Genomic DNA, 18337 nt, shown 5'->3' on the forward strand with positions numbered 1-18337 from the left:
ACGCCCCTACTAGGCCGGACACTCGTTGGGCCGGTCAGGTCGTCGGCCGAGACCGAGTGCCCCTGTATCCCTCTATCGTTCCGCAATAACAGCCGGCCAGCAGAGAATCAACGGCTGGTACCGGACACCGCACGGGCGCACACGGTACGTGACCGCGAAAAGGCCCGGCAGGGTGTCCCGGGCGGGAACCGGATATCGTGGATCACCGCGGTTTCCTGCGGAAAGGAAGAAATTGCTGCGGGGGCAGTGGCCGGTGCTGGGAGTCGTGGCGCTCGGCGGTGCGCTGGGCGCGTCCGCCCGCTACGGCGCGTCGCTGCTGTGGCCGACGGCCGCCGGGGCGTTCCCCTGGACCACCCTGATCGTCAACGCCACCGGGTGCGCCGTGATCGGCGTTTTCATGGTGGTGATCACCGATGTGTGGGCGGCCCACCGCCTGGTACGCCCCTTCTTCGGCACCGGCGTCCTCGGCGGCTTCACCACCTTCTCCACCTACGCGGCCGACATCCAGCAGCTGATGGCGGCGGGCCGGGCCGGGACCGGGCTGGCGTATCTGGCCCTCACCCTGGTCGCGGCGCTGGCGTCCGTGTGGATCGCGGCGTCGCTCACCCGCCGTGCCGTCGAGCGGCGCCGGCACACCGAGCCGCATCGGCACCTCGTCGAGTGGAGGCAGAAGTGAAGACCACCGGACCGGCCCTGCGCGCGACGATCTACGTCGGCGAGAACGACACCTGGCACCACAAGCCCCTGTTCTCCGAGATCGTGCACCGTGCGCACCAGGCCGGGCTGTCCGGGGCCTCGGTCTTCCGCGGCATCGAGGGATTCGGCGCCTCATCCGTGATTCACACCAGCCGGCTGCTCTCGCTGAGCGAGGACCTCCCGGTCGCCGTCGTCCTCGTCGACAGCGAGGAGCGGATCCGCGGCTTCCTCCCGCTGCTGGACGAACTGCTGGGGGACGGCCGGCGGGACGGCCTGGTGGTCCTCGACGCCTGCGAGACCATCCGGTACGGGCGCGACAAGGGGACGCGGTGAACTGGCTGTTGGTCATCGCCGGGGCGGCGGTCGGCGCGCCGCTGCGCTATCTCACCGACCGCGCCGTCCAGGCCCGGCACGACACGGTCTTCCCCTGGGGCACCTTCACCGTCAATGTCGTGGGGTGCCTGGTCCTCGGCCTGACAACCGGCGCGCTGACCTACGGGGCGGCCTCCTCGCACGTCCAACTGCTCCTGGGCACCGGCCTCTGCGGGGCCCTGACGACCTACTCCACCTTCTCGTACGAGACTCTCCGGCTGGCCGAGGACGGTGCGCGCTTCCTCGCCGCGGCGAATGTCGCCGCGAGCCTGGTGGCCGGGCTCGGCGCCGCCTTCGCGGGCGCGGCGCTGGCGGAAGCGGTGTGGGGATAGGCGGAAACGGTGTGGGGATAGGCGGACGCCGCATCGGGCGGGCCCCCGCCCACCCCCTCGGCCTCGCCGTCCGTATCGGCCTCACGTACCACCCGACTTCCGCCGCGCGGCGGAGCGCGACCGGCCTGAGGGGCGATGTGCCGGTGTGGTCGCGGACGGCACCGTGGTGAGCGGCCGGGGATCCCCGGCCACGACGCCACTTCCACTGGAGGAAGCCATGTCCCGGGTTCGCCTGCGCCGTCCCCTCGTCGCCGCCGCCACGGCCCTCACCGTCGGCGCGGCGGCCGCGCTGACCCTCGGTACGACGGGCGCGGCCACCGCGGCCGGAGCCGGCACCCAGGCCGCCCCGCACACCACCCCGCACACCGCCGACGGACCGCTGCTCAAGGGCTCCGCCAAGCTCGAGCGCCAGCCGGGCGACAACGTCCACTTCACGTTCGACGCCCATGGCTTCGCCGACAAGGCGCGCGGCACCTTCTACGTCAGCCACTACGTCGGCAAGAACTGGGGCGGCTACATGAAGGGCCGTATCGACTGCCTGCTGACGGGCGGCCCGGTCGCCGTCGCCACCGGCATCGTGACCGAGTCGCGCTTCAAGAACACACCCGGGATGCCGGAAGTCGGCGACCTCAAGGGCAAGCGGTTCGGCTTCACCGTGCTCGACGACGGCAAGAAGGACCGGCTGGGCTACAGCTGGGCCATGGACGGCCTGCCGACGGACAGCGTCGGCAAGTGCCTGGGCTCCGCCCCCATCGAGACGCTGGAGAAGGGGGACTACAAGGTGCACCACTGGATGCCGTCACGCGAGGCCGCCGTCAAGCACTGAGCCGAAGGCCCAGGGCCTGTCCGACGGGCCATGGCCGGACAGGCCCTGGTGGGCTCAGGCCTTGGTCATCTCGCCGCCCGTGCCCGCGATTTCCTCCGGCCGCAGCAGGGCGGCGAGCCGGTCGGCCGGCAACAGGCCCTGTTCCAGGACGAGTTCGGCGACGCCACGCCCGGTGGCCAGGGCTTCCTGGGCGATGGCGGTCGCGGCGGTGTAGCCGATGTGCGGGTTCAGGGCGGTGACCAGGCCGATGGAGTTCTCCACCGTCGCGCGGAGCGTCTCGGTGTTGGCGGTGATGCCGGAGACGCACCGTTCGGCGAGGGTGCGGCAGGCCGCCCCGAGGTGGGTGATGCTCTCCGAGAGGGAGTGCAGGATGACCGGCTCGAAGGCGTTCAGCTGGAGCTGGCCCGCCTCGGCGGCCATGGTGATGGTGACGTCGTTGCCGATCACCTCGAAGGCGACCTGGTTGACGACCTCGGGGATCACCGGGTTGACCTTGCCTGGCATGATGCTCGAACCCGCCTGCACCGGCGGCAGGTTGATCTCGGCGAGCCCGGCGCGCGGACCGGAGGACAGCAGCCGCAGGTCGTTGCAGCTCTTGGAGAGCTTGACGGCGATCCGCTTGAGCACGCCGGAGAGGTGGACGAAGGCCCCGCAGTCCTGGGTGGCCTCGACGAGGTTGGCTGCGGTCACCAGCGGGAGGCCGGTGATCGCGGCGAGATGGCGGCGGGCCGCTTCGGCGTAGCCCTTGGGGGCGTTGAGACCGGTGCCGATGGCGGTGGCGCCGAGGTTGATCTCGTGGATCAGTTCCATGGACTCGGCGAGCCGGCTGCGGTCCTCCTCCAGCATCACCGCATACGCCGAGAACTCCTGGCCGAGCGTCATCGGCACGGCGTCCTGGAGCTGCGTACGGCCCATCTTCAGTACATCGCGGAATTCGATGGCCTTGGCGGCGAAGGACTCCTGGAGCACGGCCATGGACTTCAGCAGCCCGTGCACCGCATAGACCGTGGCGATCTTGACGGCGGTCGGGTAGACGTCGTTCGTCGACTGGCTGAGGTTGACGTCCTCATTGGGGTGCAGCCGGCTGTAGTCGCCCTTGTCGTGGCCGAGGATCTCCAGCGCCCGATTGGCGATCACCTCGTTGGCGTTCATGTTCGTCGAGGTCCCGGCGCCGCCCTGGATGACATCGACCACGAACTGGTCGTGCAGCCGGCCGTCCTCGCGGATCTCCCGGCAGGCGGCGGCGATGGCGGCGGCCTTCTCGGGGGCGAGCAGCCCGAGGTCCTCGTTGGCGCGGGTGGCGGCTTCCTTGACCGCCGCCAGGGCGTTGATCAGATGCGGGTACGCCGATATCGGGGTTCCGGTGATGGGGAAGTTCTCCGTCGCGCGCAGGGTGTGGACGCCCCAGTACGCGTCGGCGGGGATGTCGCGGTCGCCGAGCAGGTCGTGTTCGCGGCGGTGGCCGGCAGTCATGACGCGGGTGTTCCTTTGTGAGGTGGTGCGTGGGTGGTGGTTCGTGGATCCGGGGAGGCGGTGTTACGTGGCGAGTGCGCCGGCCGCCCGCAGGGTGCCGACCGGCCGGCCGCCCCCGATGACCGGGGTGGTGGCGAACTCGGCGAGGAGCTGCGGATCGACTCCGCACCGGGCGAGGGCGGCCGCGGTCACCGGCATCCGGGCCCGGTCGGCGCCGTCGGCGATCTTCACGCCGACCGCCCGCCCGTCCGGCAGCGCCGCGATCTGCACGCCCTCGAAGCCGTCCTTGGCCACCAGGCCGGGCAGCGCCCGCACCAGCCGGGCGACATCGCGCCCGCTTCCGGAAACCATCTCCGGGTGCTTGCGCATCGCCTGCCCGACCCGGCCCTCCTCGGTGTCGGGGGCGGCCGTGGCGATCCGGGCGGCGGCTCGGGTCAGGCCGTGCAACGACACCGAGAACAGCGGCGCGCCGCAGCCGTCGACGGTCACCCGGGCGATGCCCTGGCCGGTGAGGTCCGCCACGGCGGCGGCTATCTCCCGCTGCAACGGGTGGTCGGGGTCGAGATAGTCGTCCAGGCTCCAGCCCCGGGCCCGAGCCGTCATCAACATGGCGGCGTGCTTGCCCGAACAGTTCTGGGCGAGCCGGCTCGGGCCGAGGCCGTGCCGCAGCCACTCCTCCCGTTCCGCGACGCCGTACGGCAGATCGGGGACATTGCGCAGATCGCGCTCGGCCAGCCCGGCGGTGTCCAGGATCCGCCGGGCCGTCGCCAGGTGCGGCGCCTCGCCGGAGTGGCTGGCCGCGACGAGCGCCAGCGCCGCGTCGTCCAGCGGCGGCAGGCCCGCGCGCAGCAGGCCCACCGCCTGGACCGGCTTGAGCGCCGAGCGCGGATAGCACGCGGCCTCGATGTCGCCGGCCTGGAACGCCACGCTGCCGTCCGCGGCCAGTACGACGACCGAGCCGTGGTGGACGCCCTCGACGACGCCTCCGCGCACGACATGGGCGACCGGCACATGGGCCGGTTCGCGGATGACGGGCGGCTCGCCCGGGACGCGGATCGGCAGAGTGGTGTGACTCATCTTCAACTTCCGGTTTTCTGCTGGGTGTTGCTCGGGTCTACTTGGTGGTGGTGCTGTCGGTGCCGTCGGCCCGGTCGTACGCCGCCGCGTCCCGCAGGACCCCCACCCGGCGCCGGACCACGAACCAGCCGCCGACCAGCGCGGCCACGATCGCCGGCAGGCACAGCACGGTCGTCCGGCCGGCCCCGCCGTCGGCCCACATCAGCACCAGCACCGAGGCGAGGAAGACCAGCGTCACGATCTCGGTCCACGGGGAGCCGGGGAGCCGGTAGCTCGGGCGGACCGCCAGACCGGCCTGCGTCTTCCGCCAGAACAGCAGATGACAGACCATGATCATGGCCCAGGTGCTGAGAATGCCGATCGCCGCGAAGTTCAGCACGATCTCGAACGCCTCGCTCGGCACGACGTAGTTGAGCCCCACGCCCAGCACACAGACGCCCGAGGTGAGCAGGATGCCGCCGTACGGGACCTGGCTGCGGCTCATCACGCCGGTGAACCGCGGCGCGGATCCGGACATCGCCATGGAGCGCAGGATCCGGCCGGTCGAGTAGAGGCCGGAGTTGAGGCTGGACATCGCGGCGGTCAGGACCACCAGGTTCATCACACCGCCGGCCGCGGGCACCCCGACGTTCGACAGCACGGTCACGAACGGCGACTGGTCGGCCGAGTACTCGTTCCAGGGCAGCAGCATCGCCAGCAGGACCACCGAACCGACGTAGAAGACGGCCACCCGCCACATGATGGAGTTGATCGCCTTGGGCATGATCTTCTCCGGCTCCGCGGTCTCGCCCGCGGTGACACCGACCAGCTCGACCGAGGCGTAGGCGAAGACCACGCCCTGGATGACCAGCAGCATCGCCAGCGTGCCGGTCGGGAAGACACCGCCGTTGTCGGTGATCAGCGACGGGCCGGGGGAGTGGCCGGCCACCGGGTGCTGGGTGACCAGCAGGAAGATGCCGATCAGCATGAAGACGACCAGCGCACCGACCTTGACGATCGCGAACCAGAACTCCAGCTCACCGAAGATCTTCACCGATATGAGGTTCACGGTCAGCACGACCGCCAGCGCGATCAGCGCGATCACCCACTGCGGGATGTCGGAGAACATGCCCCAGTAGTGCGTGTACGTCGCCACCGCCGTGATGTCCGCGATTCCGGTGGTCGCCCAGTTCAGGAAGTACATCCAGCCCGCGACGAACGCCCCCTTCTCGCCGAGGAACTCCCGCGCGTACGACACGAACGCCCCGGAGGACGGCCGGTGCAGCACCAGCTCGCCCAGCGCGCGGACCACGAGAAAGGCGAAGATGCCGCAGACCGCGTACGCCACCGCCAGCGACGGACCGGCGCCGGCGAGCCGGCCGCCCGCGCCGAGGAACAGCCCGGTGCCGATGGCCCCGCCGATCGCGATCATGTTGACGTGCCGGGACTTCAGGGACTTGCTGTAGCCGGCGTCCCCCGCGTCGACATGCCCCCCGGGCCGCTGTCCGTTCGGATGACCTTCCTGATCTTGATGACGCTCCGCCTGCTGGAGGGATCGCTCGCTCACGCTTGGTGCTCGCCTTCTTCGGAGGGGTCCGTGCGCGGTGCCGGCCGCACGATGGTGGTCAGCGTCGACTCGACGCGGGCCAGGTGGTGTGTCATGGCGTCGACCGCGTCCTGCTCGGAACGGTCGATCAGCGCCTCGACGATCGCCCGGTGTTCCCGGTTGGACTGCTCACGCCGTCCGCCCAGCTCATTGAGGAACGCCGACTGGCGGGCCAGTGCGTCGCGGATCTCCTCGATGACCCTGCGGAAGACCGGGTTCCGGGCCGCCTGCGCGACAGCCAGATGGAAGAGGGTGTCCATCGCCACCCATGCGGTGGTGTCGGTCTCCCGCTCCATCCGCTCCACCAGGTGGGTGAGGTGGTCGAGATCCTCGGGCGTACGGCGCAGTGCCGCGTACCCGGCCACCGGAATCTCCACATGCCGGCGGACCTCCAGGAGGTCGCTGGCCGCGTAGTCGCCGAAGGTCGGATCCTCGGACGGGCCCTGGGACACGACGAAGGTGCCCTTGCCGGTACGGGAGACCGTGAGCCCCATCGTCTGCAGGGCGCGCAGCGCCTCACGGAGCACCGGGCGGCTCACTTCGAGTCGGCGGCAGAGCTCCGCCTCCGAGGGCAGCTTGTCGCCGACCGCGTACTCGCCCCGCTCGATGGCGCCGCGCAGATGGGTCAGTACCGCTTCCATCGCACTGATCCGCCGGGGCATCTCACCAGCTGTCTGGCTGTCTGACAGGTTCACCCGGGGATAGTCAGCTGCCCGGGGGAGCGGTGTCAAGGGGTGCGACGCAGCGGAAACGCGTCGGGGGAGCCCAGGTAGGTGCGGCCGCAGCGCCTAGCCGCCCAGCAGCACGCCCCGGACGAAGGCGGCCTGCCCGGCGTGCTGGAGATCGTCGGCGATCACACTGACCAGCCGGACGCCCAGCGTCACCGGCGGCGTCCACGCCCGGTCGACGACGCGCTCCAGATCCTTGTCCTCGACCCCTGCGAGGTACTGCACGGTGTGGTCGTGCACGGCTTCGTGGTAGCCGGCCAGCAACTGCTCGCTCAGGTCCCGCACCGCCGCCACGTCCTCGGCGGAGTGGCCGTATCCGGTGTCGTCGTCCGGGAACGGCAGCCCGAACCGCTCGGACCAGTCCTGCGACGTCCAGATCTGCTCGGTGCCGGCCACTCCGGCGATGTGATCGTCCTGGATCCGGGTGAGATGCCAGACCAGCCAGCCGATCGAATTCACCTCGTCATCGATACGGGCGGCCAGCTCCTCGGGACCGAGCCCTTCGACCGCTTCCTCCACGGCCTCCCTGACCCGCCCGAAGGCATCGACGAGCAGGTCCCTTCCGGCGGTCATACGGGTTCCTTTTCGGGCGGTGGGGATGGACGACTAAAGGGATCCGCTGGGCGGTCCTCACAGCGTGGGATAGATGTCTCCGCTCCCCATGCCGCTCTCCTGCTCGCTCTGGCTCTGGAGTTTGCGTGCCTTTTCCTGGAGCCGCTTCTTCTCTTCGGGATTGTTGGTCCGCTCCGCCGCCTCTTTGAGCTGCTGGGCCTTTTCCCGCATCTGCTGGATTCGCTCGAGTGACTCGTCTTTCGGGCTCATGACCATTCATTCCTTCGAGGAGGGAGTGAGAGCTGGTCCCCTCAGCCAACCAGGCTCCCGCCCGCACGGCATCTTGAGCGGCAACGCTCTGTGACGGCTCATGCGAGACGACGGCAATCCGGGTCGCCGGCACGGCAGTTGATGCCTGGTGTCGTCATCGCGGCGACACGTATGGCCGACGGGGAATCGCGCTTTCCGTAAGAAATTCCCTCCGAGGGACAGGGGCCATTTCCGGCGGCCGCGAATCATGGCAACACCCGCTATGAGCCCTGTGGCGACGACCCCGGCCTACACCCGGCCGTGCGACTTCTGTGCGCGCCGCGACAGCGAGTCGATGACCACGGCGATGAGCAGGACACCGCCCGTGATCATGAACTGGACGGCGGTCTGGATGCCCATCAGTGCCACGCCGGAGGCGATCGACTGGATGACGAGGACGCCCAGCAGCGCGGACCAGGTCCGGCCCCGGCCGCCGAACATGCTGGTGCCGCCGATGACCGCCGCGGCGATGGCGTCCATCAGCAGGTTGCCGGAGCCCGAGGTCTGACTGGCCGAGGTGACCCGCGAGGCCAGGAACAGACCGCCCATCGCGGCCATCGTCCCGGACACCATGAAGACCGAGATCCGCACCAGATCCACGTTCAGACCGGTACGCCGGGCGGTCTCGACGCTGCCGCCCAGCGCGAAGATCATCCGCCCGTAGGAGGTGCGGCGCAGGACGAAGTCCAGGCCGACCAGGATGACGAGGAAGATCAGCAGGGCGAGCGGCAGCCCCAGGAACTGGTTGAGGACATAGGCCGCGGCCAGCGTGATCGCCGCCAGTACGGCGGTCCGGACGATGATCTCGCTCAGCGGCCGGGACGGCACCCCGGCGGCCCGGCGGCGCCGCGCGTCCTGGTAGGAGGCGAGGAAGTAGCCGGCCGTGCCGAGCGCCGCCAGCCCGTAGGCGGCGGCGACATCGTTGAAGTAGAAGTTGGTCAGGCCGGCGAGCAGGCCCTTGTCGTCGAGGTTGATGGTGCCGCTGGTACCCAGGATGTAGAGCATCAGACCGTTCCAGCCCAGCAGGCCGGCGAGGGTGACCACGAACGCGGGCACCCCGACCTTGGCGAAGAAGAATCCCTGTACCGCTCCGACCGCCGTGCCGCAGAGGATCGCGAGGAGGAGGGCGGGCCCTTCGGCCATGCCCTGGTTCACGTTCAGCACCGCGAATGCGGCCGCCGCGAGACCGCTCACCGAGCCGACCGAGAGATCGATCTCGCCCAGCAGCAGCACGAAGACGACGCCGATGGAGATCAGTCCGACGCCGACGATGTCCACGCTGAGGTTGGACAGATTGCGCGGCGACAGGAAGTTCTCGTTGAGGGACTCGAAGATCAGCCACACCACGACGAGGCCGAGGGCCACCGGGAGCGAACCGAGCTCACCGCCGCGGAACCGGCGTTTGAACGTGTCGAAATAGCTCTCCACGCCACCTCCGCCGGCCCGCTCGTCGGGGCGGGCCTTCTCGACGGCCGGCGGTCTGCTCACAGCTCCACCTCCCGCTCGTACGCCCTGCGGCGGGTCACGGCGTTGTCCGTGGCCCCGGTGATGGAGGAGATGATCTGTTCGTGGGACGTGGTCGTCACATCGAAGAAGCCGTTGTTGCGGCCCAGCCGCAGGACCGCGATCCAGTCCGCGACCGCCTTGACGTCACCCATGTTGTGGCTGATCAGCAGCACCCCGTGGCCGCGTTCCCGCAGCTGCTCCACGAGGTCGAGGACCTGGGCGGTCTGCTCGATGCCCAGCGCCGCGGTGGGCTCGTCGAGGAGCAGGAGTTTGGGCTCGCCGAGGAGCGAGCGGGAGATCGCCACGGTCTGCCGCTGGCCGCCGGACAGCGAGGCGACCGGCAGGCGCACACTGGGCATCCGGATGGCGAGGGTGTCGAGCAGCCCCAGGGTGAGCCGCTCCATCTCCACCTCGTCGAGGACCCCGAATCTGCGGATCTCCCGGCCGAGGAAGAGATTGCCGACCACGTCGAGGTTGTCGCACAGGGCGAGGTCCTGGAAGACGGTGGCGATTCCCAGGTCCCGCGCTTCGTGCGGACGGGTGATCTGGACGCTCCGGCCCTCCCACTCGACCGCGCCCGCGTCGGCCGGTGCGACCCCGGAGATCACCTTGACCAGCGTGGACTTGCCGGCGCCGTTGTCGCCCACCAGCGCGACGACCTCCCCGGCGTGTATCTCCAGCTCGACGTCCGCAAGCGCCTGGACCGCGCCGAACCGCTTGAAGATTCCGTGCAGCGCCAGCAAGGGAGGTGCCGACATATGAACCCGCCTTACCTGGTGAGCCCCGCCTTCTCGCAGGCGGACGCGAATTTCGGGGTGCAGATCTGGTCGATCGTGTACATGCCGTCCTTGACGACGGTGTTCTTGATGTTGCCGGCGGTCACCGAGATCGGGGTGAGCAGTACGGCGGGGATGTCGCGGGTGGTCGCGCTGTTGATCCGGTCCTTCGCTATGCCGTCGAGCCGCTCACCGCGCACCAGCGCCACGGCCATGGTCGCGGCCGTGTACGCCTCGGGTTTGAAGGGCTTGTAGACGCTCATGTACTGCTCACCCTTGACGATCCGCTGCATGGCCGCGAGTTCGGCGTCCTGCCCGGTGACCGGCGGCAGCGGTTCGATCTTGGCGGCCTTCAGGGCGGAGATGATGCCCGAGGCCAGGCCGTCGTTGGCGGAGTACACGCCGTCGATACGGTCCGCGCCGAGGGCCGCGATGGCGCCGGACATGTTGATGTTGGCGTTCGCCGGCCGCCAGCCCACGGTCTCGTAGGACTTCCCGATCCGCACCTTGCTCTTGAGCGCGGCCAGCGCGCCCTTCTCGAACCAAGCGGCGTTGGGGTCCGTGGAAGAGCCGTTCATCATGACGATCTGGCCGCCGTGCGCCTTGGCGCCGAGCGCCTTGAGCAGCGCCTCGCCCTGGAGCCTGCCGACCCGCTCGCCGTCGAACGAGACAAAGCCCGAGATCGGCCCCTCCGCGAGCCGGTCGTAGGCGATGACCTCGGTGCCCGCCCGTCGTGCGCTGTCGACCGAGGAGCGCAGCGACTTGGAGTCGACGGCGTCGAGGATCAGCACCTTGGCCCGCTTGGTGATCATCGCATCCATCTGCTGCTGTTGGGTGGCCACGTCATGCTGCGCGCTGACGGCCTCCACCGAGCAGCTGGGGCACAGCTCATGGATCTTCTTCTCGATCAGCGGCCGGTCGAAGTTGTAGAAGCGGGCGGTGCTGTCCGGGAGAAGTACGCCGATGTCCACGCCGTTGCCGGAGGCAGGACCGCCCGCCCGCTCCGCTTCCTTGGCCTTCCCGCATGCGGCCGACCCGGTGGCCACACACAGCGCGACCAGGAGGACGGCGGCTCCCTGAAGGCGGACGTTCATGTCAGGGGACCTCCTCGCCCCGTGCCCCGGGCTCCGCGTCCGCCGCCCGGAACCGCTCCCGCGGCGGCAGCGCGACCTCGCTCCACACCTGCTTGCCACCGCTCAGCGGCAGCGACCCCCAGGACGCCGACATCGCCTCGACGAGCAGCAGCCCGCGGCCGCCGGTCGACTCCCAGTCCACCGACGCCGGCTTGACGGGGGTGCGCGGCGAGGTGTCGTTGACGGCGATACGCAGATGTTCCGCGGTCAGCGTCAGATCCAGCCGCACCTCCCCCTGGGTGTGCACGATCGCGTTGGTGACCAGCTCCGACACCACCAGCAGCGCCACGTCCACCTCGTCCGTCACCTGCCACGCGCGCAGCTTCCGCGCGGTGAAGCGGCGGGCGTGCATCACCGCGTCGGGGAGCCGCCACACCGCCCAGCGGGCCCGGATCGGCTGCACCCGCATCCCGTCGTAGCGCAGCACCAGCACCGCGACATCGTCGTCCCGCCGGGTCGCGCTGCCGAGCAGATCGTCGGCCACCCGCCCGGCGTCGGCCGGATCGGTACGGGCCAGCACCTCGCGCACCCGGCGGATGCCGTCCTCCAGGGGCAGGTCGGCCGATTCGGCGAGGCCGTCCGTGAGCAGGGTGAGCACCGTGCCGGGGGCAAGACCGACCTCGGTCATCGGGAACTCCGCCTCCATGACCACGCCCAGCGGGGGCCCGCCCTCGACCGCCACCTCCTCGGTGCTGCCGTCGGGATGCCGCAGCAACGGCGGCAGATGCCCGGCCCGGACGAACCAGGCGATGCCTTCCACCATGTCCAGGTCGACATAGCAGCAGGTGGCGAAGAGATCGGTCTCCATGCCGACGAGCAGCCGGTTGGTGTGGGCGACCACGACGTCCGGCGGGTGGCCCTCCACCGCGTAGGCCCGGATGGCCGTGCGCATCTGCCCCATGATCGTGGCGGCTCCCGCGCTGTGCCCCTGCACATCGCCGATGACCAGCGCCACATGGCCTTCGGTGAGGGGAATGACGTCGTACCAGTCGCCGCCGACCTCCAGCCCCACCGTGGCCGGCAGATAGCGGGCGACGGCCACCCCGCCGGGCAGCTGAGGCAGCTTGCGGGGCAGCAGACTGCGCTGCAGCATCGTGGCCAGCTCGTGCCCGGCGTCCAGTGCGTGGGCGCGCACCAGGGCCTGTCCGACCAGACCGGCCGTCGCGGTCAGCAGGGAGCGTTCCTCAGGACCGAACCGGTGCTCCTGGTCCCATCCGACCAGGCACACCCCGACCATCCGGCCCTCGGCCGGCAGCGGCAGCACCGCGAGACCACCGGGGCCGATGCCCTCCAGTCCGGGCTCCAGCTCGGCCCCCGGAGGCCACAGGGCCACATGCCCGGCACGCAGCGCGCCCTCCAGGCTGGGCATGGTGTGGCAGGACGCGTCGGGCCACTCGGAACGCCACTCGGACCGCCACGCCGTGGGCCAGGCATCCGGTTCCGGGGGGTCGAGGACCGTGACCACGAACCGGTCGGCCTCGACCTCGGCGACCGCCACCCGGCTGGCGTCCAGCGGCACCCGCAGCGCGGCGACCACCACCCGGCTGACGTCCCGGATCGTCGTCGCGCCGGCCAGCGCGGCGGACAGCCGCTGCACGATGGAGACCTCGTCGGCGCTGGAACGCAGATACGAGGCGTCGGCGACCACGCCCAGGACGCGCTGCGGTGAGCCGTCGGCGGCCAGCTGCACCCGGCAGCGCAGGCTCAGCCAGCGCAGCGCGCCATCGGGCCGGCGGATACGGAACGCCAGCTCATGGCCGGTGGGGGCCAGCCGGCCCGGCTCCACGATCGACATCAGCGCGGGCACATCGTCCGGGACGGTGTGCTCCAGCAGGGTCTCCACCCGCTCGTCGAAGTCGTCGCGGCCGATCCCGAACAGGTCCAGGACCTGCGCTTCCGCCTCGATCCGCCCGGTGCGCAGCGCCAGCGTGAACCCGCCGCCCCGGAGGGTGTCCAGACCGGGCCCGAGCAGCATCCGCCGCTCCGCCCACCCCTCGCCCGGCCAGCCCTCCCGTTCCTCCGCCGGTTCACGAGCCGGACGCTTCTCCGGCGCGATGGTGCGCTCCGCGACGGCCTCAAGACCCGCGGCCACCTGGTCGGCATGCAGCTCCAGAAGGCTGCGGCGGTCGGCGTCGAAGGCGTTCGCCGACTCGTCCACGACGACCAGGCAGCCCAGCCGCTTGGTGTCGTCGCCCAGCGGCAGCACGCCCAGGGAGACATCGGCCGCGTGTTCCTCCGGGCTCAGCCACAGGGGCAGCCCGGTACGGAAGGCCGCCGCCACGGGGGAGTCGCCGGACAGGTCATAGCGCGTCGGCAGCCCGTAGGTGACGCCGGAACCGCCGACCATCTCGGCCAGCTGAAGCTCGCCGTCTGCTGCGGTCGGCACATAGACGGCGGTCAGCTCGGCCCCGGAAGATCCATGGACCCGCGCGGTCACTGCCTGCACCGCCTCCGTACGCGGGAAGCCGTCGTCGTAAGCCACGGTCGCCGTATCCGCCCTCGGTGCCGAGGCGTCCGCCCCGGCACCCCACTATCGGATATTTCGTCATTTAACGTCTCCACCCCATGATGCGGCATCCAGGGAGGCACGAGCCAGTCCGGCACCGGCCCGCCGGGCGGTGTGTGCGGCCGACCGGGTGACGGTGCCAGGGCTTGTCCGACGGGGGCAGGGCCTGGCGGTCAGTGCGCCGTGGCCCAGGCGTACCGGTGCTCGGGGCGGCCGGTGTCGCCGTATTTCAGCGTCAGGCTGATGTGCCCGGCCCGTTCGAGGTGCTTGAGGTAGCGCTGGGCCGTGGAGCGGCTGACGCCGGCGCGTTCGGCGACCTCATGGGCGGAGAGCGGGCGTTGGGCCTCGCCCAGGACACGCCGCATCAGGTCGACGGTCGCCGCGGAATGTCCCTTGGGGAGCTCCGAGTGCGGGGTGTCGGTGGTCCGGAACGCGCCGAAGATACGGTCCACCTGCTCCTGGCCCGCCTCGCCGCGCCCCCCGACGCCCTCGACGGTGCGGCGCAGCGCCGCATAGCCGTCGAGCCTGGCGCGCAGCCCGGCGAAGCCGAACGGCTTGACCAGGTACTGCAGCGCGCCGTACCGCATCGCGGCCTGCACGGTGGCGACATCGCGGGCCGCCGTCACCATGATCACGTCGGCGTGGTGGCCGAGCTGCCGCAGCCGCCGCACCAGCGTGAGACCGGTTTCGTCCGGCAGATAGTGGTCGAGCAGGACCAGGTCGACCGGGGTGCGTTCCAGAGTGGCCAGCGCCTGGGCCGCGGTGTGCGCGCGGGCGACGACGCGGAAGCCGGGCACCTGGGCCACATACGCGGCATTGATCTCGGCCACGCGGAAGTCGTCGTCCACCACCAGGACATCGATCATCTGGACCCTCCTGCGGCCGTGAGCCGGCGCTCGCGCGCGCCGTCCTCGGGGGCGAGTGCCTCGGGCAGTACGACGGTGAACACCGCGCCGCCGCCCGCGCGGGCGGTCACCCGGGCCATGCCGCCGTAACGCTCGGCGAGCCGGCGCACCAGGGCGAGACCGAGCCCCCGGCCGCGGCGCGCCGGCGCGCCCGTGGCGCCCTTGGTGGACCAGCCCTCGGCGAAGATCTGCCGGCGCCTCCCGGGCGGCACACCGGGCCCGGTGTCACAGACCCGCAGCACGGCGGTGGTGTGCTCGGCCCGCAGTTCCACCTCCACGAACGGCTCGTCGCAGCGGCGCTCCGCGACGGCGTCCAGCGCGTTGTCGATGAGATTGCCGAGCACGGTCACCAGGTCGCGCGGATCAACGACCGTGTCGGGCAGCAGCGTTGAGGCCGAAACCCGCAGCGCCACACCGCGCTCGGCCGCGACGGCCGCCTTCCCGACCAGAAGCGCGGAGAGCAGCGGATCACGCACCCGCTCGGAGATCTGTTCCGCCGACGCCCGGTGCGCGTCGGCCACTTCGGCGACGAACTCCACCGCCTTGTCGTGCAGGCCGAGTTCCAGCAGCCCGAGCACCGTGTGCAGCCGGTTGGCGTGTTCGTGGTCCTGGGCCCGCAACGCGTCCAAGAGGCCCTGGGTGCTGTCCAGTTCACGGCCGAGCAGCTCCAGTTCGGTACGGTCCCGCAGGGTCACCACGCCCCCGCCGTCCCGCGTGGGCAGCCGGTTGGCGACCAGCACCCGGCCCCCGCTGACGGTCAGCAGATCCGCCCCGTCCACCCGCCCCGCCAGCACGTCCGTCGTCCGCCCCGGGGGCAGCACCTCGTCCAGGGCGCGGCCTGCGGCATCCGGGCCGAGGCCGAGCAGCCGCCCGGCCTCGTCGTTGACGAGGCGGATCCGGCCGTCCCGGTCGAAGGCCACCACGCCCTCGCGGATCCCGTGCAGCATCGCCTCCCGCTCGTCGAGCAGCGCGGAGATATCGGCGAAGGCGACCCCGTGCGTACGCCGGCGGAGCCTGCGGGACAGCCCGATCGCGGCCAGTACGCCCACGAACAGCGCGGCGCCCGCGTACAGCAGCAGCTCGGGGATGGTGCTCAGCAGCCGCGCCCGGACGCTGTCGTAGGCGATGCCGACCGAGACCGCGCCGACGATCGCCCCGCGGCCGTCGCGCAGCGGCACCTTGGCGCGGGCGGAGGGCCCCAGCGTGCCGGTGTCGATCTGCCGGACCTCCCGGCCGGCGAGGGTCAGGCTCGGGTCGGTCGAGACATGCTGCCCGATTTCGACGGTATGCGTATGGGACCAGCGCACGCCCCGGGTGTCCATCACGACGACGTACAGCGCACCGGTGGCCCGGCGGATCCGCTCGGCGTCGCGTTGCACCGGCCCGCCCGCGCTGGGCCGGCTGGTGACCAGGTCCCGGGCCAGCCCCGGATCGGCCGCGGTGGTCTGTGCGATGGACAGCGCCCGGCGCATCGCCTGGTCGTCCAGCTCGGAGCTGAACGGGGCGAGGAACAGACTGGTGGCCAGGACCGTCACTCCGGTGGTGAGGGCCAGCTGCACGGCCAGGACCTGCGCGGAGACGCGCCGGGGCCAGCGGATCCGCATACCGCCTCCCTTGTCTCCGGCCGCCCGCAGCAAAACGGAAGCGGCACTTCTTTGTGATGTCGCAGCCATGTGACGTTGTGGTGCACGCAACGTAAGCGGCCGGGGCGGAATCGCCCAGCCCCGGGTCGTGCATGTGACGTTGTAGCGTGAGCAAAACGAGCACAACAGGGTTTGCGCGCAGAAAGGCAGCTTGCGCCCACAAGGCTGCCGCAGTGGCCCGGGTCACTCCTAGCCTCCCGGGTCATGAACAGCCAAACGAGCCCCGCCATCGAACTCCGGGGTACGAGCAAGGCATTCCGCACCCCGTCGGGGGCGCTGCACACCGCCGTCCGTGACCTGGACCTGACCGTCCGACGTGGCGAGTTCGTCGCCGTGGTCGGCCCCACCGGATGCGGAAAGTCCACCACCCTCACCCTGGTCAGCGGGCTGGAAGAGCCCACCGAAGGCGAGGTGCTGGTCGCCGGTGAGCCGGTCCGCGGCATCGGCGACAAGGTCGGCTTCGTCTTCCAGCAGGACGCCGTCTTCCCCTGGCGCACCGTGCTCTCGAACGTGATGGCCGGCCCCCGCTTCCGCGGCGTACCCAAGGCCGAGGCCAGGGAACGGGCCCGCGAATGGCTCGACCGGGTCGGACTCGCGTCCTTCGAGGACCGCTACCCGCACCAGCTGTCGGGCGGCCAGCGCAAGCGCGTCGCCCTCGCCGCGACCTTCGTCAACGACCCCGAGATCCTGCTCATGGACGAGCCGTTCTCCGCCCTCGACGTCCAGACCCGGGCACTGATGTCGGACGAGCTCCTCGAATTGTGGTCGGGGACCGGCGCCTCCGTCGTCTTCGTCACCCACGACCTGGAGGAGTCGATCGCCCTGGCCGACAAGGTCGTCGTCATGACGGCAGGCCCTGCGACCGTCAAGGAGGTCTTCGAAGTCGACCTGCCGCGGCCCCGCAAGGTGGAGTCGGTGCGGCTGGAGCCCCGGTTCATCGAGATCTACCGGGAGATCTGGTCCTCGCTCGGCGAAGAGGTCCGGATCACCCGCGAGAGGGGTGCCGCAGATGCCGCCTGAGACCACGACCACCACCGCGCCGGCCACGATGGCCAAGGCCGCCACCGCCGGGGCCCGTACGCAGGCCAGGGCACGGGCCGCCCGGAACCACAAGATCCTCGTCTACGGCACCCGGGTGCTGCTGCTCATCGGCCTGATCGGGCTGTGGGAAGGGCTGGCGCGGGCCGCCGTCATCGACCCCTTCAACTTCTCGATGCCCTCGAAGATCTGGGACCAGATGACCCAGTGGGCCCTCAACGGCACCCCGCAGGGCTCGCTGTGGGAGCAGATCTGGTACACGCTCTACGAGGCGCTCCTCGGCTGGGTCATCGGCGTCATCGGCGGTGTGGTGCTGGGCATCGCGCTCGGCCGGATCCGCTTCCTCGCCGATGTCCTCGGCCCGTACATCAAGGTCCTCAACGCGCTGCCGCGGATCGTCCTCGCCCCCATCTTCCTCATCTGGTTCGGCCTCGGACCGGCCTCGAAGGTCGCCTCGGCGGTCGTCCTGGTCTTCTTCCCGGTGTTCTTCAACGCCTTCCAGGGCGCACGGGAGGTGGACCGCAACCTGGTCGCCAACTCCCGCATCCTCGGCGCCAGCAGCCGCCAGGTCACCCTCCAGGTCGTGATCCCCTCCGCCACCTCATGGATCTTCACCAGCCTGCATGTCAGCTTCGGCTTCGCGCTGATCGGCGCGATCGTCGGCGAGTACATCGGCGCGACCAAGGGCCTCGGCCTGCTGGTCTCCGCCTCGCAGGGCACCTTCAACGCCGCCGGTGTGTACGCCGCGATGGTGATCCTCGCAGTCGTCGCACTGCTCGCCGAAGGGCTGCTGGCCTTTCTCGAAAAGCGGCTCTTCCGCTGGAAGCCGGCCGACGCCTCCGCCGACCGCTGAACCCCGCAGGGCCTGTACGGACAGGCC

General features: G+C 70.7%; 18 protein-coding genes. 6 read left to right on the top strand and 12 right to left on the bottom strand.

The genetic code is table 11. The annotated features are described in order from the left end of the window. Positions 1-172 precede the first annotated feature (172 nt). The 4 genes from crcB (FCH28_RS02200) (at position 173) to FCH28_RS02215 (ending at position 2226) form a co-directional block, all read left to right on the top strand. The gene (gene crcB / locus FCH28_RS02200) at positions 173-676 is read left to right on the top strand and encodes a fluoride efflux transporter CrcB (protein ID WP_425471859.1); all 504 of its coding nucleotides are present in this window, start codon (positions 173-175) and stop codon (positions 674-676) included. Next, the gene (locus FCH28_RS02205) at positions 673-1029 is read left to right on the top strand and encodes a DUF190 domain-containing protein (protein ID WP_136737934.1); all 357 of its coding nucleotides are present in this window, start codon (positions 673-675) and stop codon (positions 1027-1029) included. The genes crcB (FCH28_RS02200) and FCH28_RS02205 overlap by 4 nt, the downstream gene beginning before the upstream one ends. Beyond that, positions 1026-1400, top strand: a complete 375-nt coding sequence (gene crcB, locus FCH28_RS02210) for a fluoride efflux transporter CrcB (protein ID WP_136737935.1) — start codon at positions 1026-1028, stop codon at positions 1398-1400. Before FCH28_RS02205 ends, crcB (FCH28_RS02210) begins: the two co-directional genes overlap by 4 nt. A gap of 217 nt (positions 1401-1617) precedes the next feature. After that, positions 1618-2226: a hypothetical protein gene (locus FCH28_RS02215; RefSeq protein WP_136737936.1), complete on the top strand. Its 609-nt coding sequence runs from the start codon at positions 1618-1620 to the stop codon at positions 2224-2226. 54 nt (positions 2227-2280) lie between these two features. Here the strand turns inward: FCH28_RS02215 and aspA are convergent, their stop codons facing one another. The 12 genes from aspA to FCH28_RS02275 all read right to left on the bottom strand — a co-directional run bounded on the left by aspA (position 2281) and on the right by FCH28_RS02275 (position 16380). Beyond that, the gene (gene aspA / locus FCH28_RS02220; protein WP_136737937.1) at positions 2281-3699 is read right to left on the bottom strand and encodes an aspartate ammonia-lyase; all 1419 of its coding nucleotides are present in this window, start codon (positions 3697-3699) and stop codon (positions 2281-2283) included. A 63-nt stretch (positions 3700-3762) separates the two neighbouring features. Continuing rightward, positions 3763-4776 carry an asparaginase gene (locus FCH28_RS02225; RefSeq protein WP_136737938.1) on the bottom strand — a complete coding sequence of 338 codons (1014 nt, stop codon included), beginning with the start codon at positions 4774-4776 and terminating at the stop codon, positions 3763-3765. Positions 4777-4813: 37 nt separating this feature from the next. Beyond that, entirely contained in the window at positions 4814-6187 is a 1374-nt protein-coding gene (locus tag FCH28_RS02230; protein ID WP_425471869.1) for an amino acid permease, read from the bottom strand. A 131-nt stretch (positions 6188-6318) separates the two neighbouring features. Next, on the bottom strand, positions 6319-7056 hold the full coding sequence (locus FCH28_RS02235) for a FadR/GntR family transcriptional regulator (RefSeq protein WP_136737939.1): 738 nt from the start codon (positions 7054-7056) through the stop codon (positions 6319-6321). Positions 7057-7149: 93 nt separating this feature from the next. Beyond that, complete coding sequence (locus FCH28_RS02240) at positions 7150-7662, bottom strand: mycothiol transferase (protein WP_136737940.1); 513 nt, start codon at positions 7660-7662, stop codon at positions 7150-7152. A gap of 57 nt (positions 7663-7719) precedes the next feature. Continuing rightward, complete coding sequence (locus FCH28_RS02245; RefSeq protein WP_169314022.1) at positions 7720-7911, bottom strand: DUF6381 family protein; 192 nt, start codon at positions 7909-7911, stop codon at positions 7720-7722. 288 nt (positions 7912-8199) lie between these two features. After that, entirely contained in the window at positions 8200-9438 is a 1239-nt protein-coding gene (locus FCH28_RS02250) for a sugar ABC transporter permease (protein ID WP_136737941.1), read from the bottom strand. Beyond that, positions 9435-10214 carry an ATP-binding cassette domain-containing protein gene (locus FCH28_RS02255; protein ID WP_136737942.1) on the bottom strand — a complete coding sequence of 260 codons (780 nt, stop codon included), beginning with the start codon at positions 10212-10214 and terminating at the stop codon, positions 9435-9437. The genes FCH28_RS02250 and FCH28_RS02255 overlap by 4 nt, the downstream gene beginning before the upstream one ends. Before the next feature lie 11 nt (positions 10215-10225). Further along, entirely contained in the window at positions 10226-11326 is a 1101-nt protein-coding gene (locus FCH28_RS02260; RefSeq protein WP_136737943.1) for a substrate-binding domain-containing protein, read from the bottom strand. Between the two features lies 1 nt (position 11327). After that, the gene (locus FCH28_RS02265) at positions 11328-13802 is read right to left on the bottom strand and encodes a SpoIIE family protein phosphatase (RefSeq protein ID WP_136738334.1); all 2475 of its coding nucleotides are present in this window, start codon (positions 13800-13802) and stop codon (positions 11328-11330) included. A 242-nt stretch (positions 13803-14044) separates the two neighbouring features. Next, positions 14045-14737, bottom strand: a complete 693-nt coding sequence (locus tag FCH28_RS02270) for a response regulator (RefSeq protein ID WP_136737944.1) — start codon at positions 14735-14737, stop codon at positions 14045-14047. Continuing rightward, positions 14734-16380, bottom strand: a complete 1647-nt coding sequence (locus tag FCH28_RS02275) for an ATP-binding protein (protein ID WP_136737945.1) — start codon at positions 16378-16380, stop codon at positions 14734-14736. The genes FCH28_RS02270 and FCH28_RS02275 overlap by 4 nt, the downstream gene beginning before the upstream one ends. 243 nt (positions 16381-16623) lie before the next feature. On the opposite strand from FCH28_RS02275, the gene FCH28_RS02280 reads away from it, so the two are divergent. Together FCH28_RS02280 and FCH28_RS02285 are read left to right on the top strand one after the other, a co-directional pair. Continuing rightward, entirely contained in the window at positions 16624-17439 is an 816-nt protein-coding gene (locus FCH28_RS02280) for an ABC transporter ATP-binding protein (RefSeq protein ID WP_136737946.1), read from the top strand. Continuing rightward, positions 17429-18310, top strand: a complete 882-nt coding sequence (locus FCH28_RS02285; RefSeq protein ID WP_136737947.1) for an ABC transporter permease — start codon at positions 17429-17431, stop codon at positions 18308-18310. The genes FCH28_RS02280 and FCH28_RS02285 overlap by 11 nt, the downstream gene beginning before the upstream one ends. The last annotated feature ends 27 nt before the right edge of the window (positions 18311-18337 follow it).

The organism is Streptomyces piniterrae (assembly GCF_005048155.1).
In the GTDB taxonomy this organism is placed as follows: Bacteria; Actinomycetota; Actinomycetes; order Streptomycetales; family Streptomycetaceae; genus Streptomyces; species Streptomyces piniterrae.